22 protein-coding genes and 1 pseudogene are annotated in these 25,403 nt (G+C 42.2%); 21 read left to right on the top strand and 2 right to left on the bottom strand.

Translation table 11 applies throughout. From position 1 onward, the window contains the following. Positions 1-367: 367 nt before the first annotated feature. On the bottom strand, positions 368-1,246 hold the full coding sequence (locus LK416_06940) for a LysR family transcriptional regulator (GenBank protein ID UEA73452.1): 879 nt from the start codon (positions 1,244-1,246) through the stop codon (positions 368-370). A gap of 317 nt (positions 1,247-1,563) precedes the next feature. Here LK416_06940 and LK416_06935 point away from each other — a divergent pair, with 317 nt between their 5' ends. Continuing rightward, a complete protein-coding gene (locus LK416_06935; GenBank protein UEA73451.1) occupies positions 1,564-2,847 on the top strand; it encodes an adenylosuccinate synthase in 1,284 nt (427 codons plus the stop codon). A gap of 123 nt (positions 2,848-2,970) precedes the next feature. Here the strand turns inward: LK416_06935 and LK416_06930 are convergent, their stop codons facing one another. Next, positions 2,971-4,317, bottom strand: coding sequence for an MATE family efflux transporter (locus tag LK416_06930; protein UEA75879.1), 1,347 nt, complete (start codon positions 4,315-4,317; stop codon positions 2,971-2,973). A 502-nt stretch (positions 4,318-4,819) separates the two neighbouring features. On the opposite strand from LK416_06930, the gene LK416_06925 reads away from it, so the two are divergent. The 20 genes and pseudogenes from LK416_06925 (at position 4,820) to LK416_06830 (ending at position 25,400) form a co-directional block, all read left to right on the top strand. Beyond that, positions 4,820-5,290 carry a hypothetical protein gene (locus LK416_06925; GenBank protein UEA73450.1) on the top strand — a complete coding sequence of 157 codons (471 nt, stop codon included), beginning with the start codon at positions 4,820-4,822 and terminating at the stop codon, positions 5,288-5,290. A 3-nt stretch (positions 5,291-5,293) separates the two neighbouring features. Continuing rightward, a complete protein-coding gene (locus LK416_06920) occupies positions 5,294-6,274 on the top strand; it encodes a biotin--[acetyl-CoA-carboxylase] ligase (GenBank protein ID UEA73449.1) in 981 nt (326 codons plus the stop codon). Between the two features lie 112 nt (positions 6,275-6,386). Then, positions 6,387-7,595 (top strand): NADP-dependent isocitrate dehydrogenase, encoded by a 1,209-nt coding sequence (locus tag LK416_06915; GenBank protein ID UEA73448.1) that lies wholly within the window; start codon positions 6,387-6,389, stop codon positions 7,593-7,595. 411 nt (positions 7,596-8,006) lie between these two features. Next, a complete protein-coding gene (gene gatC, locus LK416_06910; protein UEA73447.1) occupies positions 8,007-8,294 on the top strand; it encodes an Asp-tRNA(Asn)/Glu-tRNA(Gln) amidotransferase subunit GatC in 288 nt (95 codons plus the stop codon). Between the two features lie 22 nt (positions 8,295-8,316). Next, positions 8,317-9,780 (top strand): Asp-tRNA(Asn)/Glu-tRNA(Gln) amidotransferase subunit GatA, encoded by a 1,464-nt coding sequence (gene gatA, locus LK416_06905; protein UEA75878.1) that lies wholly within the window; start codon positions 8,317-8,319, stop codon positions 9,778-9,780. A gap of 1 nt (position 9,781) precedes the next feature. Next, entirely contained in the window at positions 9,782-11,215 is a 1,434-nt protein-coding gene (gatB, locus tag LK416_06900; GenBank protein UEA73446.1) for an Asp-tRNA(Asn)/Glu-tRNA(Gln) amidotransferase subunit GatB, read from the top strand. An 83-nt stretch (positions 11,216-11,298) separates the two neighbouring features. Further along, positions 11,299-12,759 carry an exopolysaccharide biosynthesis polyprenyl glycosylphosphotransferase gene (locus LK416_06895; GenBank protein ID UEA73445.1) on the top strand — a complete coding sequence of 487 codons (1,461 nt, stop codon included), beginning with the start codon at positions 11,299-11,301 and terminating at the stop codon, positions 12,757-12,759. Further along, positions 12,760-13,503: a glycosyltransferase family 2 protein gene (locus LK416_06890; protein UEA73444.1), complete on the top strand. Its 744-nt coding sequence runs from the start codon at positions 12,760-12,762 to the stop codon at positions 13,501-13,503. A 23-nt stretch (positions 13,504-13,526) separates the two neighbouring features. After that, positions 13,527-13,718 carry a ribbon-helix-helix protein, CopG family gene (locus LK416_06885; GenBank protein UEA73443.1) on the top strand — a complete coding sequence of 64 codons (192 nt, stop codon included), beginning with the start codon at positions 13,527-13,529 and terminating at the stop codon, positions 13,716-13,718. Positions 13,719-13,744: 26 nt separating this feature from the next. Then, positions 13,745-14,485, top strand: a complete 741-nt coding sequence (locus tag LK416_06880) for a glycosyltransferase family 2 protein (GenBank protein UEA73442.1) — start codon at positions 13,745-13,747, stop codon at positions 14,483-14,485. A gap of 433 nt (positions 14,486-14,918) precedes the next feature. Next, a complete protein-coding gene (locus tag LK416_06875; GenBank protein UEA73441.1) occupies positions 14,919-16,145 on the top strand; it encodes a UDPGP type 1 family protein in 1,227 nt (408 codons plus the stop codon). Positions 16,146-16,372: 227 nt separating this feature from the next. After that, the gene (locus LK416_06870) at positions 16,373-17,839 is read left to right on the top strand and encodes a sugar transferase (protein UEA73440.1); all 1,467 of its coding nucleotides are present in this window, start codon (positions 16,373-16,375) and stop codon (positions 17,837-17,839) included. A 154-nt stretch (positions 17,840-17,993) separates the two neighbouring features. Further along, positions 17,994-18,995 carry a kinase gene (locus LK416_06865; GenBank protein UEA73439.1) on the top strand — a complete coding sequence of 334 codons (1,002 nt, stop codon included), beginning with the start codon at positions 17,994-17,996 and terminating at the stop codon, positions 18,993-18,995. A gap of 4 nt (positions 18,996-18,999) precedes the next feature. Beyond that, positions 19,000-20,334, top strand: a complete 1,335-nt coding sequence (gmhB, locus tag LK416_06860; GenBank protein ID UEA73438.1) for a D-glycero-beta-D-manno-heptose 1,7-bisphosphate 7-phosphatase — start codon at positions 19,000-19,002, stop codon at positions 20,332-20,334. Positions 20,335-20,600: 266 nt separating this feature from the next. Further along, positions 20,601-20,786: pseudogene (locus LK416_06855) on the top strand (serine acetyltransferase). Further along, on the top strand, positions 20,779-21,423 hold the full coding sequence (locus LK416_06850; protein UEA73437.1) for an SIS domain-containing protein: 645 nt from the start codon (positions 20,779-20,781) through the stop codon (positions 21,421-21,423). Before LK416_06855 ends, LK416_06850 begins: the two are co-directional and overlap by 8 nt. Then, entirely contained in the window at positions 21,416-22,672 is a 1,257-nt protein-coding gene (locus LK416_06845) for a glycosyltransferase family 4 protein (GenBank protein UEA73436.1), read from the top strand. The genes LK416_06850 and LK416_06845 overlap by 8 nt, the downstream gene beginning before the upstream one ends. A 21-nt stretch (positions 22,673-22,693) precedes the next feature. Beyond that, positions 22,694-23,917: a glycosyltransferase family 4 protein gene (locus LK416_06840; protein UEA73435.1), complete on the top strand. Its 1,224-nt coding sequence runs from the start codon at positions 22,694-22,696 to the stop codon at positions 23,915-23,917. 5 nt (positions 23,918-23,922) lie between these two features. After that, the gene (locus LK416_06835; protein UEA73434.1) at positions 23,923-24,414 is read left to right on the top strand and encodes an acyltransferase; all 492 of its coding nucleotides are present in this window, start codon (positions 23,923-23,925) and stop codon (positions 24,412-24,414) included. Beyond that, on the top strand, positions 24,411-25,400 hold the full coding sequence (locus LK416_06830; GenBank protein ID UEA73433.1) for a glycosyltransferase: 990 nt from the start codon (positions 24,411-24,413) through the stop codon (positions 25,398-25,400). Before LK416_06835 ends, LK416_06830 begins: the two co-directional genes overlap by 4 nt. Positions 25,401-25,403 lie beyond the last annotated feature (3 nt).

Below are 25,403 nucleotides of genomic sequence, written 5' to 3'. Positions count from 1 at the left end.
CTCACAATGTCATTACAAGGGGATATGCATCCCTGTTTAATTCATGTGATATTTTGTTATAGCGTTATAATCAATATAGCTCAGAAGTTCATTAACAGTTAAAGGTTTACTGTAAAGGTAGCCTATCTGTCATCCGATAATTGGTCCTTCACCTGTTTCTCCGGCATCCCTCTATGATGACATTGTGAGGATTTCGTCGTGCGATGCACATTACCAGTACATACGAGTGTATGTCTGAGCCCGAAGGGCGAGTTTACACAGGAGTATGTACGAATCAGGTATGTGCATCAAACAGAAACCGCAACACGTTATCATAGAGGGATGCCGGAGAAACAGGTGAAGGACCAATTATCGGATGACAGGAAAGCTACAGCAATTCCATCAACTTCATAGCGGCGATGCTCATGCCACGCCTGCGGTCACTGATGATGCACATGTTCCGCTTGGGGATGTGCTTCTTGAAATTTAACCGAAAGATCTCATCACGGTCAATATAGTCACCGGCAAAGTCAGCCACGATCGATCCGATCCCAAGGTTTCTCTTTGCAAACTGTGCGATCATATCACTGGTTGCAAGCTCGAATTCAGGGGTCAGCGTGACGCCTTCATTTGCAAGAAACTGATCTACATAGGCTCTTGTGCTGGTGTCATTTTCCAGACAGATGATCGGAAGCTTTTGCAGATCCGGATAGTCGAGAACTTTACCTTTCAGGTCGTTAAATCTTGGACCGGCTATAAAGATATCTTCGATCTCCCGTGCGTTTCGAATCTCCATGTTCGGATTCTGTGGGAGAGGAGTTGTAACGATACCGAAGTCAATGTTATTTGCAAATAAGTGGTCGATCGTACTTGGGGTCGGAGCATTTGTTACATGTACCTTGATGCCGGGATAGAGCTGGTGGAAGCGTTCGAGATGCGGAAGCAGATAGAACTGGAGTGTCATATCACTGGCTCCGATCCGGATCTCGCCGGTTTCCAAGTGCATCAATCTGGCAAGCTGCTGTTCGCCCATGGAGATTGCCTCGTATCCTTCGGCTACATGTTTGTAGAGAAGTTCGCCTGCACCTGTCAGGGATACACCTTTTTTCGTCCGGATGAACAGGTTGATACCGATTGCCTGTTCTAAAGATTTGACCGCCTGACTGACAGCGGGCTGGGATACGCACAGTTCTTTAGCAGCAGCAGAGATGCTTGCTGTCTTTGCCACATAATAGAAAATCTTATAATATTCATAATTAATATTCATAGTCGAAACTCCCGGTTAATTTTATTACAGATAATTGTAAAAACGTTATTAAGGTCATGCATATGCATATATCGGGTACATGTATATCAAATGATGTATACACGATATCAAATATAGAAATGCAGTTATGCTAATTGTTGTATATAAAGTGTAAACCGAACCTGTGTATTTGTAAAGAATAAATATAAGTACAACTTATGTTATATATAATTAATATCGATTTTACTTATAATACATACATGCTATAATGTAAAAGTAATTGAGTTCAATTTCGGAAGATATTTCCGGGAAAATGCCATGAAAGCGAGGATAAAAATATGGTAAGAGCGGTTGTCGGAGCCAACTGGGGCGACGAAGGAAAAGGTAAAATAACAGATATGCTGGCGGAAACATCTGATATTATTGTCAGATTTCAGGGTGGTGCAAATGCAGGTCACACAATTGTAAATGACTATGGTAAATTTGCATTGCATACACTTCCGTCCGGTTGTTTCTATGATCATACAACAAGTGTTATCGGAAATGGTGTAGCATTAAATATCCCGGTTCTGTTCAAAGAGCTGAACAGCATCGTAGAAAAGGGAGTCCCAATGCCAAAGATCCTGATCTCAGACAGAGCACAGATGGTTATGCCATATCACATTCTGTTTGATGAGTACGAGGAGGAGAGACTGGCCGGTAAGTCATTCGGATCTACAAAGTCAGGTATCGCACCATTCTATTCAGACAAATATGCAAAGATCGGTTTCCAGGTAAGCGAACTGTTTGACACAGAGGAAGAATTGAAGGATAAGATCAGCAGAGTTATCGCATCCAAGAATGTTCTGCTTGAGTATCTGTATAAGAAGCCGCTTCTTACAGTAGATGAAGTATATGAAACATTGATGGAGTACAAGGCTATCGTAGAGCCATATGTATGTGATGTATCCGCATATCTTCATGAGGCGATCAAAGCTGGCAAGACAATTTTGTTAGAAGGTCAGCTTGGAACATTAAAGGACCCGGATCATGGTATTTATCCTATGGTTACATCATCGTCCACACTGGCTGCTTATGGTGCGATCGGTGCCGGTATCCCTCCATATGAGATCAAGCAGATCGTAACAGTAGTAAAGGCATATTCAAGTGCTGTAGGCGCCGGTGAATTCGTCAGCGAGATCTTCGGAGATGAAGCAGATGAGTTAAGACGTCGTGGTGGTGACGGCGGTGAGTACGGTGCAACAACCGGACGTCCAAGACGTATGGGATGGTTCGATTGTGTAGCTTCCAGGTATGGCTGCCGTATGCAGGGAACAACAGATGTAGCATTTACCGTACTTGATGTACTGGGTTATCTGGATGAGATTCCTGTATGTGTCGGATACGATATCGATGGTGAAGTAACAACAGACTTCCCTACAACAGCTAAGTTAAAGAAAGCAAAGCCTGTATATGAGGTTCTGCCGGGATGGAAGACAGATATCCGTGGTATCAAGAACTACGAAGATCTTCCGGAGAACTGCAGAAACTACATTGAGTTCATTGAGAAACATATCGGATATCCGATCACTATGGTTTCAAACGGACCAAAGAGAACCGACATTATCTACAGAAATAAATAAGAAATAAAAAGAAAAACCATACTGACAGCATATATATTTGGGTGGATAGGTAAATCACATAAAAAATATATATGCTGCCGGTATGGTTTTTTGATTATATGGAAAAAGCTGTATTAGAATATATTATGCAAGGTTCTTTTGACAACGCTTCAGCATCGCCGGGGTCTCCTGACCGAACTTGCGGCGAAGACGTTTTACAACATAGATATAGGCAGGAATCAGGAAGATATCTGCAAATATCCATGCGAGCGGACTGCCGAGTGCTACAAAGACATAACCGAATTTTGGTACCAGGATAAAGCCTGCGATCGTACGGGCAACCATTTCACAGATACCTGCGATAACGGCAAATGCGGAGTAGCCGAGTCCCTGAATCATAAACCGGACGATATTTACAAGGGCAAGCAGGATGTAAGCTCCTGAGTTGCCAAGCAGGAAATAATATACAAGCTTGATGATCTCTGTTTCTTCTGCATCCAGGAAAAGCAGTGCCAGATTCTTGCCGAATAACAGGATAAATACAAATGCAAGAATCGCATAGACAATACCGAGTTTGATACATGCCTTTAAGCCGGCATCCACACGATCCATTTTCTTAGCACCGACATTTTGTCCGCCGTAGGTTGCCATTGTCGATCCCATGGCATCAAACGGACAGCAGAGGAACATGGAAATCTTTGTTCCGGCGGATACGGCAGCGATAACGGATTCACCCATCGAATTAACTGCAGCCTGAAGAATAACACTGCCGATCGCTGTGATCGAATACTGAAGCCCCATCGGAACACCCATACCGCATAAGGTCAGACAGTGGCGCATACTAAATGCCCAGTCCTGTTTTGTAAAATGAAGATATCCGAGCTTCTTACACATATAGATCAGACAGCCGACACCGGAGATTGCCTGTGCAACAACGGTTGCAACAGCAGCACCGGCGACACCCATCGGACGAACTAACAGGATATCCAGTACGATATTTAACAGGGAGGATGCGATCAGACAGACAACAGGGGTTACACTGTCGCCGAGAGAACGCAGGATACCGGAAACCATATTATAAAGGAAGGTTGCAGGTATTCCCATAAATATAATAAATATGTAGATAAATGCCTGATCCAGGATGCTGTCCGGTGTCTTCATCCAGATCAGAATATTTCTGGTAAGAATTCCGACTGCAACTGTCATAACGGCAGCGAAGAAGATCGAAGCCCAGACACAGTTTGTAATGTACTTCTTCATATTATCAGTGTCCTTTGCTCCAAAGGCCTGAGCAACCGGGATGGCAAAACCATTGCAGATACCGATGCAGAAACCGAGTATCATAAAGTTGATCGATCCGGTTGAGCCGACGGCTGCAAGTGCATCGACACCCAGAAATTTACCAACGATGATCGTATCGACCATGTTATAAAATTGCTGGAATAAAAGCCCAAATAATAATGGCAGTCCAAAGTTCAAGATCAGTTTCATAGGATTGCCTTCAGTCAGATCCTTGGAACCGTTAATTTTTTTCAGTAAGTTTTTCAATGATTTTACCTCCTTGTGTTAGTTTAGTCGTTGCGAACAGTTTATTTACGAATCATACTGACATTGCCAACAGGAAACGCTTCCGCTCGTTGAGTCCTGCAGCGGTACTAAGATGCCGCTTATGCGCCATCGCACCACAAGGGTGCGCTTTTGCTCTAAGTTCGTGCGAGCACTCACTAAGTGCAAAATGTGAGTACCGGCGGACTCAAATGTCCCTGTATTGGCAAGTTGTATGATTCTATTAAATAAACTGCCCGCAACGACTTCCATATTCTAAATGCATACTGGATATTACTTCTTTTTATAAGAAAAATCAATCTGGTAAAAATCATGTTTTTTGTCGGGGGTTTTAGTGCAAAATGTCATGTTTACTCTGGCTTGCTTTTTATGACTGTAGAAAATATAATAGAGAACAGAAAATATACAGAAAGAACGAGGAAAACACATGCAGCATACCGTAAAGAAAAACAGAGCAACCAGAATTGCATACCGGATGGTGGGTGTCTTTTTTGTTGCTATCGGAGCAGCATTTATTCTGTTAATGATCAAAACACATGGCAGTGCCGGCGGACGGATATTCAAGCTGGCATTTGGACTTGCACTTGCGGCATATGGATTGATGCTTGTGAAATCTTCATTTCGCAAATCGGCATTTGATCTGACCTATCGTTTTGAAGACGATGAACTGGTAATAGAAAAGGGAAGGAAATCCTATCATACACCATACGATAAGATTACAAATGTGAATCTGGTCATCCCTGATCCACATATGCCATATTACATATTAAAGATAGATATAGGAAAAGAGCAATTCGTACTGCCGTTCAGCGGTAAACGTGAGAAGTGCGATGCAATCTATTATCATTTGTTAAAGAAGATGGGAATTTATCAGGAAAGTGAGACAGAAAGAAGGTAAATCATGAAAGAAAAAATCCTTGCGCTGCTTCGAACGAGCAGTGATTATATATCCGGTCAGGCAATCTGTGAGAAATTAGGTGTCTCGAGAACCGCTGTCTGGAAAAATATCAATGCCTTAAAGGCAGAAGGCTACATTATAGATGCAGTAAATAATAAAGGCTATCGTCTGGTCGGAGAGCCGGATGTCGTTACGAAAGAGAAGATAGAGGCAGCACTCACGACATCGGTGATCGGAAGAGAACTGTATTATTATGATGAGACGGATTCCACAAATATACGGGCAAAGCTTGCAGGAGAGACAGATGGAACACACGGAGCGTTGTTTGTTGCAAATGAACAGAATGCAGGACGAGGAAGAAGAGGAAGGGCATGGAGCACTCCGAAGGGAACCAGCATAGCCATGACATTTCTGCTCCGTCCGGATGTGCCGATCGAGAATGTATCCAGACTTACGATCCTGTCGGCACTCGCAACGGCGCGTGCTCTTGCAGATACAGCGGGCTTGCAGGCACAGATCAAATGGCCGAATGATGTTGTAGTCGGCGGCAAGAAGATCTGTGGCATTCTTACAGAGATGAGTTCGGAAGGTATGGATATCAAATATGCAGTTGTAGGTATCGGCATCAATGTATCCATGATGGAATTTCCGGAAGAACTGGCAGACAAGGCGACGTCGATCAAGCTGGAAAACGGAACCGGCTGTGACAGAAGCAAACTGGTCGCTAGTGTGGCAAATCATTTTGAAGAGTTGTATGACGCATTTGTCAAATGCCAGGATCTTCAGTTCATGCTGGATGAATATAATTCCATCCTTGTGAACAAGGATGAACAGGTCTATGTGATCGAAGGATATAACCGGACAGAATACACAGCCCTCGGACTTGCACCAAATGGAGGACTTCGTGTGAAGGATAAAGATGGACAGGAGTCGATCATTATATCTGGGGAAGTGTCCGTGCGCGGAATTTACGGATATGTGTAAAAAACTTTCAAAAAACTGGAAATAGCAGCATTTTTCATGTATAATTCTAGGCGTGTATAAAAACAGGTAAGTAATTAGAACTATAATAAAAGAACATGGAGGAACGAGCAAGATGGAAAAAATTCAAATGACTACCCCTTTAGTAGAGATGGATGGAGACGAGATGACCAGAATTCTCTGGAAAATGATCAAGGATGAACTGATCTATCCATTTATCGATCTGAAATCCGAGTATTACGATCTGGGACTTGAATATAGAAATGAGACAAATGATCAGGTAACATTTGATTCCGCATATGCAACACAGAAGTATGGCGTTGCTGTTAAATGTGCAACGATCACACCAAATGCTGCACGTATGACAGAGTATGATCTGAAGGAAATGTGGAAGAGCCCAAATGGAACGATCCGTGCGATCCTCGACGGAACAGTATTCCGTACGCCGATCATCGTAAAGGGCATTGAGCCATGTGTAAAGAACTGGAAGGCTCCTATCACAATCGCAAGACATGCATATGGTGATGTATATAAGAACGTAGAGATCAAGGTTCCGGGTGCCGGTAAGGCTGAGTTGGTATTCACAGGTGCAGATGGCACAGTGATCAAAGAGACGATCCATGAATTCGACGGACCGGGTGTGATCCAGGGACAGCACAACATCAACAAGTCAATCGAAAGCTTTGCAAGATGCTGCTTCAACTATGCGCTGGATATCAAGCAGACAATCTGGTTTGCAACCAAGGATACGATCTCAAAGAAATACGACCATACATTCAAAGATATCTTCCAGGAGATCTTTGATAAAGAATACAAAGAGAAATTCGATGCAGCAGGTATTGAATATTTCTATACACTGATCGACGATGCTGTAGCAAGAGTTATGAAATCCGAGGGTGGATTCATCTGGGCATGCAAGAACTACGATGGTGACGTAATGAGTGATATGATCTCATCTGCATTTGGTTCACTGGCCATGATGACATCTGTACTGGTTTCCCCAGATGGAAAGTATGAGTACGAAGCTGCACACGGAACAGTTCAGAGACACTACTACAAGCACTTAAAGGGTGAAGAAACATCCACAAACTCTGTTGCAACAATCTTTGCATGGACAGGCGCACTTAGAAAACGTGGTGAACTGGATGGCATCGACGCTCTGGTTGATTTCGCAAACAAGCTTGAGAAAGCAACGATCGCAACGATCGAATCCGGAAAGATGACAAAGGATCTTGCACTTATCACAACCCTTGAGAATCCAACTGTATTAAACAGCGAGAACTTCATCAAGGCAATTCGTGAGACCTTAGAGGGCATGTTATAAAAGGACGCAACAATTGTCCATTTAATAAATGATGACATAAAAATGGAAGAATGATTACATATTATTACGCAAGACGCTTTCGCTCTATCTTCATGTAGCGGTTCTAAGTTCACTGCATTCAGCAGTTCACTAAGTACCGACATGAATAACTGAGATCTTATCGAGGTTTTGTCGAGATTAGTTCGAAGTTACACAGAGTGGACAGGCTTGCTTCATAATAGTAATTCATTCTTCCATTTTTTGTCATAAATGAAATATTTTGAATGGACAATTGTTGCTGAACAGCAGGACGACTTCATTTGGACATAGACTTGCAAACAACGGAGTTATGTGGTACACTCTAACTAATTTTGTGGTACTATAAATAATAGTAGGCAATTGCCTAATAAAAACCAGACAAGGAGACATACCATGGTTATTACAGACGAAACAATCGATTATGTAGGTATTCTGGCGAAGCTTGAGCTTTCCGATGAGGAGAAGGAGCAGGCAAAGAAAGATATGTCAGATATGCTTGACTATGTAAGTAAGTTAAACGAACTGGACACTGAGAATGTAGAAGCAATGAGCCATACATTTTCTTATAATAATGTATTCCGTGAAGATGAAGTAACAAATGGCGACGACAGAGAGAATATGCTGTCAAATGCACCGGAGCAGAAAGATGGCTGCTATAAGGTGCCAAGAACATTTGATTAGGAGGTAACGGACATTGGATATGATGAGTATGACAGCAGTAGAGCTTGGAAAGAAGATCAAGGCCGGAGAGATCTCCGTTATGGAAGCAACCAAAGCCTGCATCGAGAATATAAAGACATACGACAAAGAATATAACTGTTTTATCACCGTAGATGAAGAAGGTGCATTCAAACAGGCAGAAGAAATACAGAAGAAGATCAACAGCGGCGAGCTGACAAGCCCGTTGGCAGGTGTACCGATCGCGATCAAGGATAATATGTGTCAGAACGGTGTACTTACCACCTGCGCATCCAAGATCTTATCAAACTTCGTACCGACCTATACATCAGATGCTGTTGTGAAATTAATGGAAGCAGGAGCCGTGATCGTAGGCAAGACAAATATGGATGAGTTCGCAATGGGAAGTACAACCGAGACTTCTTATTATGGCGAGACAAAGAATCCATGGGATACAAATAAAGTTCCGGGTGGTTCTTCCGGTGGATCAGCAGCCGCTGTTGCAGCAGAAGAAGTACCGTGTGCACTCGGTTCCGATACCGGTGGATCGATCCGTCAGCCGGCAGCATTCTGTGGTGTAACAGGAATCAAGCCAACTTACGGCAGAGTATCCAGATACGGTCTGGTTGCATATGGTTCATCTCTTGACCAGATCGGACCACTTGCAAAGGATGTAACAGACTGTGCAACGATATTAGAGATCATTTCCCGGTATGATAAGAAAGATTCTACATCTGTAGAACGTACGGATAATGATTTTACAAGCGCATTAAAGGACGATGTAAAAGGTATGCGCATCGGACTTCCAAAGGACTATTTCACAGAAGGACTGGATCCTGAGATCAAGGATGCTGTGTACCATGTAGCTGAAGTATTAAAAGAAAAAGGTGCGATCGTGGAAGAATTTGACCTTGGTATGGTAGAATATGCAATTCCTGCATATTATATCATTGCATCCGCAGAGGCAAGCTCGAATCTGGAACGTTTCGACGGCGTAAAATACGGCTATCGTACAGCAGAGTACACAGACCTTCACAACATGTATAAGAAGACACGTTCCGAAGGCTTTGGCGCAGAAGTAAAGAGACGTATCATGTTAGGTTCCTTTACCCTGTCATCCGGTTACTATGATGCATACTATGTAAAAGCACTTAAGGTAAAAGCCCTGATCAAACAGGCTTATGATAAAGCATTTGCAAAATACGATATCATCCTCGGTCCGGTTGCACCTACAACTGCACTGACCATGGGTGAATCCTTATCCGATCCGATCAAGATGTATCTGGGCGATGTATACACCGTTCCGGTCAACCTTGCAGGACTTCCGGGTATTTCCCTTCCATGCGGATACGACAAAGACGGCATGCCGATCGGTGTCCAGATGGTAGGAGATGCATTTAACGAGAAAGCAATCATTCAGGCGGCATATGCATTTGAGCAGACAAGAGAGTACAAGCAGCCTGCCGCTGTAGCAGAAAGGGGTCTGTAAGATGAGTAAAGTATACGAAACCGTGATCGGTCTGGAGGTTCATGTAGAGCTTGCGACAAAGACGAAGATATTCTGCGGCTGCAGTACCGCATTTGGTGGTGCACCGAATACGCATACATGTCCGGTATGTACCGGTATGCCGGGTTCCCTTCCGGTACTGAATAAAGGGGTAGTAGAAAAAGCAGTTGCTGTCGGTCTTGCAACCAACTGTACGATCACACAGAACTGTAAATTTGACCGTAAGAATTATTTCTATCCGGATAATCCACAGAACTATCAGATCTCTCAGCTGTACTACCCAATCTGCAGAAACGGAAAGGTAGAGATCGAAGTAGAGGGCAAGAAGAAATTCGTAAGGATCCATGAGATCCACATGGAAGAGGATGCAGGTAAACTGGTACATGATCCATATACAGACAGTTCACTGGTGGATTTCAATCGTTCCGGTGTGCCTCTGATCGAGATCGTATCTGAGCCGGATATGCGTTCTGCGGAAGAAGTAATTGCTTATCTTGAGAAATTACGTCTGATCATCCAGTATCTCGGAGCATCAGACTGTAAGTTAAATGAAGGCTCGATGCGTGCCGATGTCAACCTGTCTGTTCGTGAAGTCGGAGCAGAAGAATTCGGAACAAGAACAGAGACAAAGAACCTGAACTCATTCAAGGCTATCGCCCATGCGATCGAGAACGAGAGAGAACGTCAGATCGACCTGATCGAGGCAGGTGAAAAGGTTGTACAGGAGACCAGAAGATGGGATGATACCAAGGAATATTCATATCCAATGCGTTCCAAAGAGGATGCACAGGATTATCGTTATTTCCCTGATCCGGATCTTGTACCGGTACAGATCAGTGACGAGTGGATGGAGGAGATCCGAAGCCGTCAGCCGGAATTCCGGGATGAGAAGAAGATCCGGTATAAAGAAGAGTATGATATCCCAGACTATGATATAGATATCATTACAAATACAAAGAAGATGGCAGACCTTTTCGAGGAGACGATCGCTCTCGGAGCAAATCCGAAGAAGGTATCCAACTGGCTGATGGGAGAGACCATGCGTTTGATGAAAGAACATTCCATCGATGCAGATGAGTTGTCATTCAGCGCAGAGCACCTTGCAAAGCTGATACAGATGGTAGATGCGAAAGCCATCAACAGCAATGTCGCAAAGGAAGTATTCGAGAAGATATTTACAGATGATATCGAACCGGAAAGCTATGTAAAAGAACATGGACTTGCCACCGTAAATGATGAGGGTGCACTCCGTAAGGTTGTAGAAGAAGTAATTGCCAATAATCCAAAGGCGATCGAAGACTTCCGTGGCGGAAAAGAAAAAGCACTTGGCGCATTGGTCGGACAGACCATGAAAGCAATGAAGGGCAAGGCAGATCCGGCATCCGTAAACCAGATGCTCCGTGAGCTGTTAAAATAATCGATACCAATAGAAAAAAATGAAGAGAAAGCAGGTGGCATATCCACCTGATGACCACCTCTCATGGTGGGATGGAGATTGATATGGAAGAAACCAGACATGTGAGAAAGAGAGACATTTACAAACGTATTATTACATTTTCGGAAGGCGTGCTTCTGTTAGCTGCGGAAGTACTGCTGTTTGCGAGAATGTGGTATACCGAATATGCAGATAATACTCAGGCTATCCAGATTCCGTTCTGGAACAAAGGTAACTGGGCGGTAATCGGTATGTATGCGATTATCATTTATCTGTTTACGAAGCTGTATGGTGGTTATAAAGTAGGCTTCCTCCGGGTGATGGATGTTCTCTTTTCACAAATATTATCATTGGTCTGTGCAAATATCGTAGGTTATATCGAGCTGTGTATCATTGCCCGTAATTATCTGCCGGCACTGAACATGATCGAGCTTACATTCTTAGAGATCATAGTTATATTTATATGGGTATTTGTCTGCAGGATGATGTACCGCAAGTTCTATCCACCGAGACATTTACTGCTTGTCTACGGATATAAGACACCGACCGAATTCATTGATAAGATCAATGCCAGAAAAGATAAATATATCATTGCTGACCGTATTCATGTCAGTGAAGGTGAGAAAGCATTAAAAGAAAAAATCTTACAGTACGATGGCGTTATCCTTTGTGAGACAAAGGCATATATCAGAAACGAACTGGTAAAATACTGCTTCGAGCATTCAATCCGTTCGTATGTGGTACCGAAGTTATCGGATATCATTATCTTAGGAGCAGAACCGATCCATTTGTTTGATACACCGTTATTATTATCCAGAAACCAGGGACTGACAGGAGAAGATATGATCTTCAAGCGTCTGATGGATATTATCGTATCTCTGATCATGATCATTATCTTTTCACCGTTTATGATCCTGATCGCACTTGCGATCAAGCTCTATGACAGAGGCCCTGTATTCTATAAACAGGATCGTCTGACCCTAAATGGCAGGGTATTCAAGATCATGAAATTCAGAAGTATGCGGATGGACTCCGAGGAACATGGCGCACAGCTTGCAAGAAAGCATGATGACAGAATCACACCGGTTGGCCGTGTGATCCGTGCCACACACTTAGACGAGCTGCCACAGCTCTTTAATATCTTAAAGGGTGATATGTCAGTCGTAGGTCCTAGACCGGAGCGTCCGGAGATCGCAGCGCAGTACAGGGAGACCTTCCCGGAATTCGATTATCGTCTGAAGATGAAAGCCGGACTTACCGGATATGCGCAGGTCTACGGTAAATATAACACCACACCGAGAGATAAGGTGAAGCTTGATCTGACATATTATGAGCAGTATTCCTTATGGCTGGATCTGAAGCTGATCCTGCTGACCTTCAAGATCTTATTCCAGAAGGAGAACACGGAAGGAATCGATGCAAATCAGACGACAGCGATCCGTGAAGACAAGACAAAGAAAACAGGCATCAAGCATCCGCATGATGAAGCCGAGGATGCCTTCTATAGTGTAGAGGAAAAGAAGTAAATGAAACCAGAAGTATCCGTGATCATTCCGGCATATAATTGCAGTAGAACAATTAAACAGGCAATCGATTCCGCACTTTGTCAGGATGTGATATCAGAGATCATCGTGATCGACGACTGTTCACCGGAGGATCCGACGGAGTGCTTGGCAGAATATAAAAGCAATCCACAGGTTAGACTATATAAGAATGAAACCAATCTTGGCGTAGCAGCAACGAGAAATAAAGGTGTGCAGCTTGCAGAGGGCGAATATGTAGCATTCTTAGATTCCGATGATATCTGGCGGCCGGGAAAGCTCTCAAAGCAGCTTGCTGTTATGAAGAAGACCGGAGTGGTATTATCCTCAACTGCCAGAGAACTGATGGAAGAGGACGGAACCCATACCGGGCGGATCTTGCCGGTACCGGAGAAGATCACTTATAAAGGTATGTTATATGGAAATGTGATCAACTGCTCATCCGTAGTGATGAAGCGTGAGGTGGCAGCAGAGTTCCCGATGGGGGATGATGATGCTCACGAGGATTATATCTGCTGGCTGCAGATCCTTAAGAAATACGGGGAGGCAGCAGGCATCAATGAACCGTTACTGCTTTACCGGATGGTGAAGAACAGTAAATCAGGTTCCAAATTACATTCTGCAAAGATGACGTATCAGGTATACCGGAAGATGGGATTTGGAACAGTGAAGTCACTTGGATATTTTGCAGGATATGCGATACATGGAGTAAAGAAGTATTTTCTTTAAATAAAAAGAAACGGAGCAGGGAGATGGCAGAGGAAATCAAGAGAGGTCCGGGAAGACCGACCGATAAACGGAAAGACACAATTCTGAGACTAAGAATCGACACAGATACACATGAACTGCTTTCAAAGTATGCAAAGCAAAAAGGTGTATCCATGTCGGAAATCGTCAGAGAGGCAGTCTACGGTATCGTAAAACAGGCGAACATAGAAGAATAAGACTGTCAGACAGGAGAACATTGACCATGGAAACAAATAAGGAAGGGGATATGACCCTATCTGTCGTCATGCCCGCCTATAATGAAGGAACACATATAGCAGATAATCTGCTTGAAACCAGCAGGGTGTTGTCCGGTTTCGTCAAACGGTATGAGATCATAGCAGTTGATGACGGAAGTGCAGATAATACCGCAGAGTGTATCCACCGGGCTGAAATGCAGGATACCCATATCAGGGGGATCTCGTATCAGCCGAATGGTGGAAAAGGACATGCCATCCGGACAGGGATCGCAGCAGCAGAGGGACGATACATCGCATTTCTGGATTCCGATCTGGAACTGCCACCGATCCTGCTGAAACGATTCTTAAAAGATATGAAGGAGCAGAACGCCGATATCGTGATCGGTTCCAAGTTGCATCCGGAATCGAAGCTCCATTATCCGATGCTGCGTAAGATTATGAGCTATGGATATTATCTGATGTTAAAGATGATGTTCCATCTGAACACCCACGATACACAGACCGGTATCAAGTTATTCAAAAAAGAAGTGATCAAACCAATCGTCAGCCAGATGCAGGCAGAAGGATATGCATTTGATATTGAGATCCTTGCCATGGCAGCAAAAGATGGCAGAAAGATCTGCGAAGCTCCGATTGAGCTGAACTACAGCCGGGATGACAGCAGGGGCGGAAGAAGGATTGGATTAAAGGATGTAGCAAAGGTCTTTAAAGAGACGTTAGAAGTGAGAAAACGTGTTATGCATTGAATAACGGACGTTAATGACTGCGGATATATTGTATTCCGCAAAACGCTTCCGCTCTATCTTTGACGTAGCGGTACATAAGGCTGCAAAATACGCAGCCTAAGTACCGACGCAAAGAGAGGTTTGCTACATACAATATATCCGCAGTCATTAACTGGCTATGTAAAGCAGATATTGTATTCCGCAAAGCGCGGTTTGTTGCATACAATGTATCTATAGTTATTAACTGACAGTGTAAAACAAGATAACGTAAATGCCACGAGTATGAGGTTTTGCTATATATTATGAAGCAAACCTATCTGAGCGTCGGTACTTAGGCTGCGTCCTTTGCAGCCTTATGTACCGCTACGTCGAAGATAGAGCGGAAGCGTTTTGCGGAATAATAGTATAGTTAACCTCATACATAGTGGCGACATAGAAATGTGAGGGAAAATATATGACATATGAAAACGCTTTGGAAATTTTGAAAAAGTACGGGCAGGAGCATGTGCTCGCCTATTATGATGAACTAAACGATGAAGAGAAGCAGAGCCTGCTGTTACAGATCGGCGAGATAGACTTCTCGATGTTTGATGTGTTAAAAGAAAAAGGCACAGCCGGAAAGACCGGCTCGATCACACCGACAGCGGCATTAACGCTTGATACGATCAAAGAATACGAATTCGCTTACAAGGTACTTGGCGAGACGGCGATCCAGAAAGGACAGCTCGCTCTTGTTATGCTTGCCGGAGGTCAGGGAACCAGACTTGGATTTGATGGGCCGAAGGGCACATACAATATCGGACTGACGAGAGATCTCTATATCTTCGAATGTCAGGTGAAGACGATCCTGACTGTTGTGAGGACACTTGGACGATGGATCCATCTCTATATCATGACCAGTGATAAGAACTACGAAGCAACGACATCCTTCTTTGCAGAGCATAAGAATTTTGAATATAAGGAGGAGTATCTGCATTTCTTCAAACAGGAGCTGGTACCATCCGTTGATTTTAATGGAAAGATATTGATGGAAGCACCATCAAAGATCTGCCTGTCACCAAATGGAAATGGTGGCTGGTTCTCATCCATGAAACGGGCAGGACTGGTAGAACAGCTTGATAAAGAAGGCATCCGGTATATCAATGTATTCGCTGTAGACAATGTCTTACAGAAGATCGCAGACCCGGTATTCCTTGGAGCAATGATGATGGAGGATTACCAGTCGGCAGCAAAAGTCGTAAAGAAAGCAGATCCATATGAACGGGTAGGCGTCCTTTGTAATCTGGATGGAAAGCCACATATCGTAGAATATTATGAATTAACAGATGATATGCGGTTTGAGAAAAATGCAAACGGTGACTATGCCTATAACTATGGGGTGATCTTAAATTATATCTTCCCGGTTGATCAGTTGAAGGTGCTCTTAAACGAGAATATGCCGCTTCATGCTGCGAAGAAGGTTATTCCATATATGAATGAGAAAAAAGAGTTGGTAAAGCCTGCGGAGCCGAACGGCTATAAGTTCGAGACACTTGCTCTTGATATGCTTCAGTTCATGAATGACTGTCTGCCATTCGAGGTTGTCAGAGACTATGAATTCGCCCCGATCAAGAATGCAGAAGGTGTGGATTCACCGGAGACAGCGAGAGCGCTGTTAAAGAAGAATGGATATAAGTTGTAGAACTGCGTCGAATACTTTGGAAAATTTGCCTAAAATAACAGTATTATTTCCGGAAATTTCTACACTCAACTTAAACGTAGAAAATTGACTTTTAATAAGAATTGAATTATAGTTGTTAGTGGCTAAGAAGCGTTAAGGATTTCTAAGCCATTAACAACTATATTTATATAGCTTGACTTGATAAAGATACATGATGAACACATTTATGAGGGAAATGAGGGAATACAATGTATAGAAAAGGACCGCAGGGCTGGTTAAAACATCTGGATTTTACAGTGCTGAATCTGATAGCACTGCATGCATCTTATTGTATGGCGTATTTTATACGGATGGGAACAGAGAATCCGTATCATAGTAAGTTATATCGGACAATAGCCGTACTTCTGACATTATTTCAATTATTGGTTACCATAGTATGTCATATATATAAAGGCGTATTGCAACGAGGACGTTTTCGTGAAGCAATCGCATCCGTGAAGCAGTCTGTACTGGTTGTACTTCTGGCAGTATTTGTTCTGTTCATGATGAAGATGGGTGCGGCCTATTCCAGAAAGGTTATGGCTTTGTTTGGCATGATTTATCTGGTTATGGGTTATGTGGTTACACTTCTCTGGAAGGAATATATACGAAGACATCGTGTGGCAAAGAAATCTATTGTGATCGTGACAGTCAAAGAATATCTGAATGCGTTACTTGCAGAAATGGATACAGAATACTATAATCTGTATCGGGTTGCAGGTGTTGTATTATTAGATGCAACTGAGGATGAGGCAGAAAGCTACAATACAGAATATGCAGATTTGGAGCTTAGTATATATACATATTCAGACGAAGTTCTGGAACAGATCATGCATGGCTGGGTAGATGAGGTCTATGTGAATATACCATTTGAGAAGCATATTCCGGAGAATCTTCTGGGACAGCTTGCAGATATGGGAATCACGGTTCATGTGCGGGTGCGTGTTCCGGCAGAGCTTTCTAATTATCAGTATGTATTCGATAAACAGCTTGGTCATCATGTACTGACCGTCAGCACTACATATATAACGATGTATCAGGCTTTTGTGAAGCGGGCAATCGATATCCTTGGTGGAATTGTGGGATGTATCTTTACAGGCATTCTTACGATCATCCTTGCACCATGTATCTATATTGCATCACCGGGACCGATCTTCTTCTCGCAGTACCGTATCGGTAAGAATGGTAAGAAGTTCAAGATCTATAAATTCCGAAGCATGTATATGGATGCGGAAGCACGAAAAGCAGAGCTGATGGAGCAGAATCAGGTTAAGGATGGCATGATGTTCAAGATGGAATATGATCCGCGAATCATTGGCTGCAAGAAGCTGCCGGATGGTACGATCAAGAAGGGCATCGGAAACCGGATCCGTGACTGGTCACTCGATGAATTCCCGCAGTTCTTCAATGTGTTAAAGGGTGATATGAGTCTGATCGGAACCAGACCGCCAACAGAGGACGAATGGGAGAAGTATTCCGCCCATCATAGAGGACGTATGGCGATCAAACCGGGTATCACAGGACTCTGGCAGGTCAGCGGAAGAAGTAATATCACGGATTTCGATGAGGTTGTAAGATTAGACCGTAAGTATATCGATGAATGGAGTCTTGTAAACGACATCAAGATACTGTTCAAGACAGTGGGTGTTGTGTTGAAGGGTGAAGGATCGATGTGATATTGGTTTGGATATAATGAAATTTTAAGGGAAAACTTAGCTGACTAGGAGCAGCAAAAGGAAAAAGAAATACTATCTGTGAAGAGCAGATGTGTACATAGATATGAAGGTACTTTTAAGGGATTGGTTCGAGAAGAACCAGAGGAGTAAATAAATGATTATTACACAGACACCTTTCCGTATGTCTTTTTTTGGCGGCGGAACAGATATGGAAAGCTTTTTTAAAGAATATGGCGGTGCCGTTTTGTCTACCACATTTGATAAATATTGTTACGTGAACGTTAGACACCTGCCACGTTTCTTTGATTACTCTACTGAGTTATCTTATTCAAAAACTGAGCGTGTGACAAATATCGATGACATTCAACATCCTGCAATTCGCAATGCGATGAAGATGCTAGACATGCACGAAATTCGTCTTACATATGAAGCTGATCTCCCAGCACGTTCCGGGTTAGGAACATCAAGTTCTTTTGCAGTAGGAATGCTGAATGCCTTTTATGCGCTAAAAGGAAAATATGCTGATAAGAAAAAATTGGCAGATGAAGCAATTTATCTGGAGCGAAATCTGTGTCAGGAAGCAGGTGGCTGGCAGGATCAGATTGCAGCATCATTTGGTGGATTTAATCGTATCAACTTTAATGCGGATGGATATGAAGTCCTACCTATGATCATTTCACCTGAGAGAAAGAAGCAGCTAAATCAAAATTTAATGATGTTCTTTACTGGTTTTACTCGCTTTTCTTCTGACGTTCAGAAAGTAAATGCCTCAGGTAAGGTTGATAAAACAGGACAGTTAAAAGAAATGCTGTCTTTAGTTGACGATGCAGAGAGAGTTCTGACAGATAAGGAAAAGAATCTTGATGATTTCGGTAGGTTGTTGGATCACACATGGAAGTTGAAACGTCAAACGGGATCAGCGGTGTCCACAAATAGCATTGATGAACTTTATGCAAAAGGAATGGCTGCTGGTGCTTTGGGCGGAAAACTTCTTGGTGCCGGCGGTGGTGGATTCCTTGTATTCTATGTACAGCCGGAACGACAGGATGCTGTTCGTTGGGCGATGCGCGACCTACTCTATATTCCGTTCAAATTTGAAGATAGTGGAACGCGTATAATCCATTATACACCGGAAGACTATACACCGAAGGATTAGAGACATGAAAGTAGTGATTATGGCAGGCGGGAAAGGCACTCGTATTTCCTCTGTAACGAGTGATATTCCTAAGCCGATGATAAAAATTGAAGGCATTCCGGTATTGGAACGAGAAATCAAATGTCTGAAAGATCAGGGATTTGATGACATTATTATGACGGTAAGTCACTTGGGAAATATTATTATGGATTACTTTGGTGACGGTTCTGGAAACTCTCCGGCAACAGGAAAGCCGTTTGGTGTACATATTGAGTACTATTTTGAAAAAGAGCCACTCGGCAATGCAGGTGCGCTGTTCAAAATAAAAGATAAGCTGACATCTGATTTTTTGCTCCTAAATGCAGATGCGATGTTTGATGTGGATTTTAACCGCTTTGTTGCTTTTCACCGGAAACGTGGCGGATTGGTTACACTTTTTACGCATCCGAATAGTCATCCCTATGATAGCGGACTAATTGTCGCGGATAAAAATGGCACAGTCGAAAAGTGGTTGACCAAGGAAGATGCACGGCCACAGTACTACAAAAATCGTGTGAATGCAGGTTTACATGTTATTAATCCTAAAGTACTGGAGTTTTCCGGTATTGATGCAGATTTAATAGGTAAAAATGGCGCAAATGGTAAACCGGTAAAAGTCGATTTGGATCGTCAGTTATTGAAACCATTAGCGGGGACAGGAAAGATGTTCTGTTATGACAGTCCAGAGTATGTCAAAGACATGGGCACTCCAGAGAGGTATTACTCTGTATGTGCAGATTATAAAGAGGGCAGAGTCTCTGGAAAAAATCTGAAAAACAAACAAAAGGCGGTATTTCTTGACCGAGACGGTACTATCAATAAATATGTTGGGTTTCTTAGAAAGATAGATGATTTTGAATTGATTGATGGCGTTGCGACGGCAATCCGTAAGATTAATGAATCTGGTTATCTAGCAATTGTTGTGACAAATCAGCCGGTTATTGCCCGTGGAGAAGTGTCTTTTGATGAACTTGAAGAAATCCACAATAAGATGGAAACACTCCTTGGAAAAGAAGGCGCATATTTGGATGCCATTTATTATTGCCCGCATCACCCTCATAAGGGATATGAAGGTGAGTGCCCGGAACTGAAGATTGAATGTGACTGTCGTAAACCGAAGCCAGGAATGCTGTTGAAAGCAGCAGAAGATTATAACATTGATTTGTCACAGTCGTGGATGATTGGCGATGGGGAAAACGATGTTAAAGCTGGCATCAATGCTGGATGCAAGACTGTGCTTTTAAGCGAAGTTGATGAAAACTATGGTCAGATGGTTACGGTTAAATCGCTATCTTCATTTGTAAATTCAGGTATGAAGTGAGGAGAGAAATGAACATATTGTGGAAGTGGGCACATGCTCTCATTAATCGAGATGGAGGAGTGCTACAGAAGATAGGAAGATTCTTAGATATTCTAGAACACATACTCTTTGCAAATTCAATCAGTGCTAAAGCTTCAATAGGTGCAGGAACCTATTTTTACCATAGAGGACTTGGTTGTGTTGTGCATCCCAAATGCATAATTGGCGAAAAATGTACTATTTTTCAACATGTAACATTAGGTAGCAAGTGGTCAGGAGGAATTAATGAGGGTGGTGCACCTGTAATTGGAAATCATGTGATGATAGGAGCTGGTGCATGTGTATTAGGCAATGTGACAATCGGTGACAATGCGGTTATTGGTGCTAACGCCGTAGTGACACATGACGTTCCTTCAAATGTCGTTGTTGCTGGTAATCCTTCCAGAATAATTAAGGAGAAATCGAATGAATGAGATTGAGATACTTGTAAAAAGATATCCTGAACTTTTAGTGGCAAAAGATGATATTTTGAAGGCATATAAAGTTCTTAGAGATTGCTATGGTTGCGGTGGAAAGCTACTGATTGCTGGCAATGGTGGATCAGCTGCAGATGCGGAACACATTGTTGGCGAATTAATGAAAGGCTTCAAACTCCCTCGAAAACCAGACGCAGATTTCGCAGATAAACTTGTTAAGGAAAATAAGGAGCTTGGAACTGTTCTTGTAGAAAACCTGCAAGGTGCGCTTCCTGCTATTGCACTGGATGGACATCCGGCGTTATCTACTGCGTACATGAATGATTGCGAACCGCTTCTGTGTTTTGCACAGCAGGTAAATGGCTATGGCAAGACCGGGGATGTGTTTCTTGGCATTTCGACAAGTGGAAACAGTAAAAATGTTTTGTATGCAGCGACGACTGCTCATGCCAAAGGAATGAAGGTGATTGGCCTGACCGGTGCAAAGGACAGTAAGTTAGCGCAGATGAGTGATGTGTGTATCAAAGTTCCACAGACTGAGACATATATGATTCAGGAATTGCATCTTCCTGTTTACCATTGTCTGTGTCTGATGCTAGAGAATGAATTTTTTGGAGAAATTAAGGATGAGTAAAGAAAAAACAATATTATTTATAATGCCAAGACTTCCATTTCCGGCATCTTCTGGCAGAAAGACATCTTTATATCATTATTGCAGAATTTTATCAGAAGAATTGGGTTATCGATTGGTTGTCGCTGCATTTTTGGAGAGCAGTGATGATCCTACACAAAAACCGGAATTTATTGATAAATTAATCGTCCTACCAAAAGCGTCTGCAAAAAGCCGCATATTGGGAATTGTAAAAGATTCTATTATCTTGCATGAAAAACCGATGCAGGTAGCATTGTACTGGAGTCCTGAAGCAAAAAAGATGGTAGATGAACTTGTTGAAAAAGAACATCCAAAATACGTAATTGGAGACATGGTTCGCAGTACTGAATACATAAGAGACATAGATTCTTTTAGAATTGCAGATCTGGATGATAGAATTTCGTTGCGCTACAAAAGACAGTTAGACAATGACATTGATGGAATAAATCCATACGGGGCATTTCTTTATACTGTGCCGAAAGTTCTCCGAGCAATAATGCTGGTCAAACCTTTGAAATTGGCAGTAATGAAGAATGAGGTTGCTTTGTTGGAAAAATATGAAAAAGAAATTGGACAGATATGTGAAAAAACAGTATTTGTCGCAGAAAAAGAGGCCTATGAATTTAATCAGGAATTAAAACAAGACAAAGCGGTTGCAGTTCCGATAGGTGTGGATGTGGATTATTTCTATTACCGCGAACCTAAGGCAACAAAAAACATAGTCGGCTTTTTGGGAGCAATGAGTGTAGCACACAATGAAAATGCAGTCCGACATTTTATTTCAGAAATCCTACCAATTGTTTTGCAAAAGGTTCCGGATACAGTGTTCATGGTTATTGGTGGTGGTGTATCGGAGGAATTGCGTAAGCTTGAATCAGAACACGTGTATTTTACTGGACGTGTAGAAGACGTCCGAGATTATCTGGAGCGGTGTAAGGTTTTTGTTTGCCCAATGACATTTGGAAGTGGAATAAAAACCAAAAATCTTGAAGCAATGGCGATGGGACTACCCATTGTAACGACAAGCATTGGAGCCGAAAATATAAATGCTGTGAACGGTAAAGATTGGATTGTTGCAGACGATAATTCGGAGTTTGCAGATTGGGTCACTGATCTGCTTACAGATGAAGCCAATAGATGCTTAATTGGAAAAAATGGAAGTGACTTTATTAAGGATAATTTCACTTGGAATGTTGCAAGAAAAAAATTTGAAGAACTGTTGATAGAATAATCAGGTGGGAAGAGTGTAGACATGAAGGTTAAAAATATTATTGTTGTTTGTGATTTTGCAAATATAACTGGTGGTGCTGAGAGAGTAGCTGTTACAAGTGCTGTTTCACTTGCAGAAACAGACAGCAATGTTGTCATGTTTACAGGAAAAGGTTCGGTATGTGATGAGCTAAAAAATAGCAACGTACATGTTATATGCCTGAATCAAGAGGAAGCAATAAAAGACAGCAACAGGTTGCGTGGAATCATCAGAGGAATTTACAATCGTTCTGCACGGCAGGAGATGGAGAAGTTGTTAAAAGAGTATGATCCTAAAGATACGGTTATCCATATGCACGGCTGGTCAAAGGTACTGAGTTCATCCATTTTTATTCCAATTAAGAGGATGGGATTTAAAGTTCTTGTGACAATGCATGACTACTTTCTACAATGTCCAAACGGCTGTTGCTATGACTTTCAAAAGAAAGAGATATGTGAAAGAGAAGCACTGAGCGTTGATTGTGTGACGTGTAACTGTGACAAGAGAAGTTACATATATAAACTGTATAGAATTATCCGGCAGATTGGCATGCACAAGCTGGTTAAAGGAACAGACTTATATGTGGCATTTATCTCAAAATTCAATGAGAATGTTTCTGAGAAACGAATTCCTTTTCGCTATAAAAAGATGGTGATTACGAATCCAATCAATGTTGAACTGCGGTCAATTGTTCCTGCCAGCAAAAATAAAAAATATTTGTATATTGGCCGCTTGTCGTATGAGAAAGGCATAGATTTTTTCTGTGAGGGAATCACTAAAGCCGGAGTGAGTGGACTGGTAATTGGCTCTGGAGATAGACTGGATGATCTGAAAAAAAAATACCCCATGATAGAGTTTGTTGGATGGAAACAACAGGCGGAAATGAAGGAGTATATCCTTCAGGCACGTGCACTTGTTTTCCCATCGGTATGGTATGAAGGTGCTCCGTTAACTATCCCGGAGGTAATGGGAGGATATTGTCTGCCGTGTATTGTTTCAGATTGCTCAGCCGGTAAAGATTACATTCAGCATGAATATAATGGACTGATTTATTCAGGGAAAAAAGTAAATGCTCTTTATAAGGCTATCTGTAGTATGGAAAGTGATGCGCTTGTAACCAAACTGCAGTCCAACATTGAAAAAGATTTTAATAGAGAAAAGTATTCTTCGGAACATCACGTTATAAAACTGATGGAGTGCTATGAACGAATGCTTAGTGAGGAGTAAGGGTCATGTTTTTTGTTCATAGAGTTTTAATAAATGCCAGACGGATAGTGATAACTGCATATTATCGTTTCGTATACAGAGATAGATTTGTATACGGACAGCATTTTAAATTCAGAGGTAATTTTAAACTGTATATTGAACCTACAGGTCGTGTTGAATTTGGCGATAATTGTTTTGTGAATAATTATTTTTCAGCGACGTCAATAAAGAAAATTAAGATTGGAAATGATTGCATTTTTGGCGAGGGTGTTAAGATATACGACCATAACCATAAGTACAGTGAGAAGAATGCTGGAATTTCGATTCATTCACAGGGATTCACAAGCAAGGAAGTTTCTATAGGAAATAACTGCTGGATAGCAAGTAATGTAACAATTCTTGCAGGAGTGCACATAGGTGATAATTGCGTGATCGGTGCAAACTGTTTGATTTATAAGGATGTACCAGCAGGATCTGTTATTAAACACAAGGAAGAATTAATGGGGGGGATACAATGAAACCTAAAGTTTCTATTATCATCCCTGTATATAAAGTGGAGAAATTCCTCACTAGATGTCTGGATTCTGTGCTAGGACAGACACTTAAGGAAATTGAGATTATACTCGTGGATGATGGATCGCCTGACAATTGCGGAAATATCTGCGATGAGTATGCTGCCAAGGATAAGCGAGTTATCGTAATCCACAAAAAGAATGCTGGGGTATCAGCAGCAAGAAATAGTGGACTTGAAGTGGCATCAGGTGAATTCGTAGGATTTGTGGATAGTGATGATTACGTTGCTGCTACGATGTTTGAGGATATGTATCGGCAAGCAGTCTTGGCTGATGCAGAGATGGCTATGTGCCAATTTGCAATTACTGATGGTGCGACTGATCAACTTGTACACAGGTCTTCGGGTGATGACTTCAATGTGCTGAAATTTGACAATAAGAAAGCATTTGAGCTCATAGCAGATTTTAGCCGACCAGTTCAAGTGACAGTGTGGAATAAACTTTTCAAACGGGAACTTATCCAGAATCTGCGTTTTGATACCAGTAAAAGAATGGCAGAGGATTTGGAATTTTTGATGCGCGCCTTATTTAAAAGCAGAACGGTTGTTTATGTACCGTATGCGCTCTATGCGTATTATGCGCAACGTGAGGGTGCGGCAACATTTCATGCTGATCACAGCATCGCATGGTATTTGGAACAGAACAGCAACATTACCTCCATTATGGATGAAACTGCACAGAATTGTGCCTCTATGAAAAATCTGGCTATAGGATATAAATGCGTAAATGGTGATCTTTCTATTGCAAATGCGATGGTTCGTGCAGGAAAACTGGATTCAGAGGCTGTGAAGCTCGTGAAGAAAGATTTAAAGAGTAATATACGGGAAATTATGACATCAGAACTTCATGCAGTAAAGAAAGTTCAGATGTTGCTGTTTATTGTTAGCCCAGCACTGTATATGAAGGTTATGAAGAAAAAGCTAGTTGGATAATAA

It is taken from the genome of Lachnospiraceae bacterium GAM79, from assembly GCA_020735665.1.
Classification (GTDB): Bacteria; Bacillota; Clostridia; order Lachnospirales; family Lachnospiraceae; genus Coprococcus.
This window is presented reverse-complemented; position numbering and strand designations above follow the sequence as displayed.

Coding starts and splice junctions, on each gene's coding strand:
- LK416_06935 (UEA73451.1), top strand. CDS start 1,564: ATGGTAAGAGCGGTTGTCGGAGCCAACTGGGGCGACGAAGGAAAAGGT.
- gatC (UEA73447.1), top strand. CDS start 8,007: ATGGTTATTACAGACGAAACAATCGATTATGTAGGTATTCTGGCGAAG.
- LK416_06895 (UEA73445.1), top strand. CDS start 11,299: ATGGAAGAAACCAGACATGTGAGAAAGAGAGACATTTACAAACGTATT.
- LK416_06865 (UEA73439.1), top strand. CDS start 17,994: ATGATTATTACACAGACACCTTTCCGTATGTCTTTTTTTGGCGGCGGA.
- gatA (UEA75878.1), top strand. CDS start 8,317: ATGAGTATGACAGCAGTAGAGCTTGGAAAGAAGATCAAGGCCGGAGAG.
- LK416_06845 (UEA73436.1), top strand. CDS start 21,416: ATGAGTAAAGAAAAAACAATATTATTTATAATGCCAAGACTTCCATTT.
- LK416_06930 (UEA75879.1), bottom strand. CDS start 4,317: ATGAAACTGATCTTGAACTTTGGACTGCCATTATTATTTGGGCTTTTA.
- LK416_06885 (UEA73443.1), top strand. CDS start 13,527: ATGGCAGAGGAAATCAAGAGAGGTCCGGGAAGACCGACCGATAAACGG.
- LK416_06835 (UEA73434.1), top strand. CDS start 23,923: ATGTTTTTTGTTCATAGAGTTTTAATAAATGCCAGACGGATAGTGATA.
- LK416_06920 (UEA73449.1), top strand. CDS start 5,294: ATGAAAGAAAAAATCCTTGCGCTGCTTCGAACGAGCAGTGATTATATA.
- LK416_06915 (UEA73448.1), top strand. CDS start 6,387: ATGGAAAAAATTCAAATGACTACCCCTTTAGTAGAGATGGATGGAGAC.
- LK416_06840 (UEA73435.1), top strand. CDS start 22,694: ATGAAGGTTAAAAATATTATTGTTGTTTGTGATTTTGCAAATATAACT.
- gmhB (UEA73438.1), top strand. CDS start 19,000: ATGAAAGTAGTGATTATGGCAGGCGGGAAAGGCACTCGTATTTCCTCT.
- LK416_06830 (UEA73433.1), top strand. CDS start 24,411: ATGAAACCTAAAGTTTCTATTATCATCCCTGTATATAAAGTGGAGAAA.
- LK416_06870 (UEA73440.1), top strand. CDS start 16,373: ATGTATAGAAAAGGACCGCAGGGCTGGTTAAAACATCTGGATTTTACA.
- LK416_06875 (UEA73441.1), top strand. CDS start 14,919: ATGACATATGAAAACGCTTTGGAAATTTTGAAAAAGTACGGGCAGGAG.
- LK416_06880 (UEA73442.1), top strand. CDS start 13,745: ATGGAAACAAATAAGGAAGGGGATATGACCCTATCTGTCGTCATGCCC.
- LK416_06940 (UEA73452.1), bottom strand. CDS start 1,246: ATGAATATTAATTATGAATATTATAAGATTTTCTATTATGTGGCAAAG.
- LK416_06925 (UEA73450.1), top strand. CDS start 4,820: ATGCAGCATACCGTAAAGAAAAACAGAGCAACCAGAATTGCATACCGG.
- LK416_06890 (UEA73444.1), top strand. CDS start 12,760: ATGAAACCAGAAGTATCCGTGATCATTCCGGCATATAATTGCAGTAGA.
- LK416_06850 (UEA73437.1), top strand. CDS start 20,779: ATGAATGAGATTGAGATACTTGTAAAAAGATATCCTGAACTTTTAGTG.
- gatB (UEA73446.1), top strand. CDS start 9,782: ATGAGTAAAGTATACGAAACCGTGATCGGTCTGGAGGTTCATGTAGAG.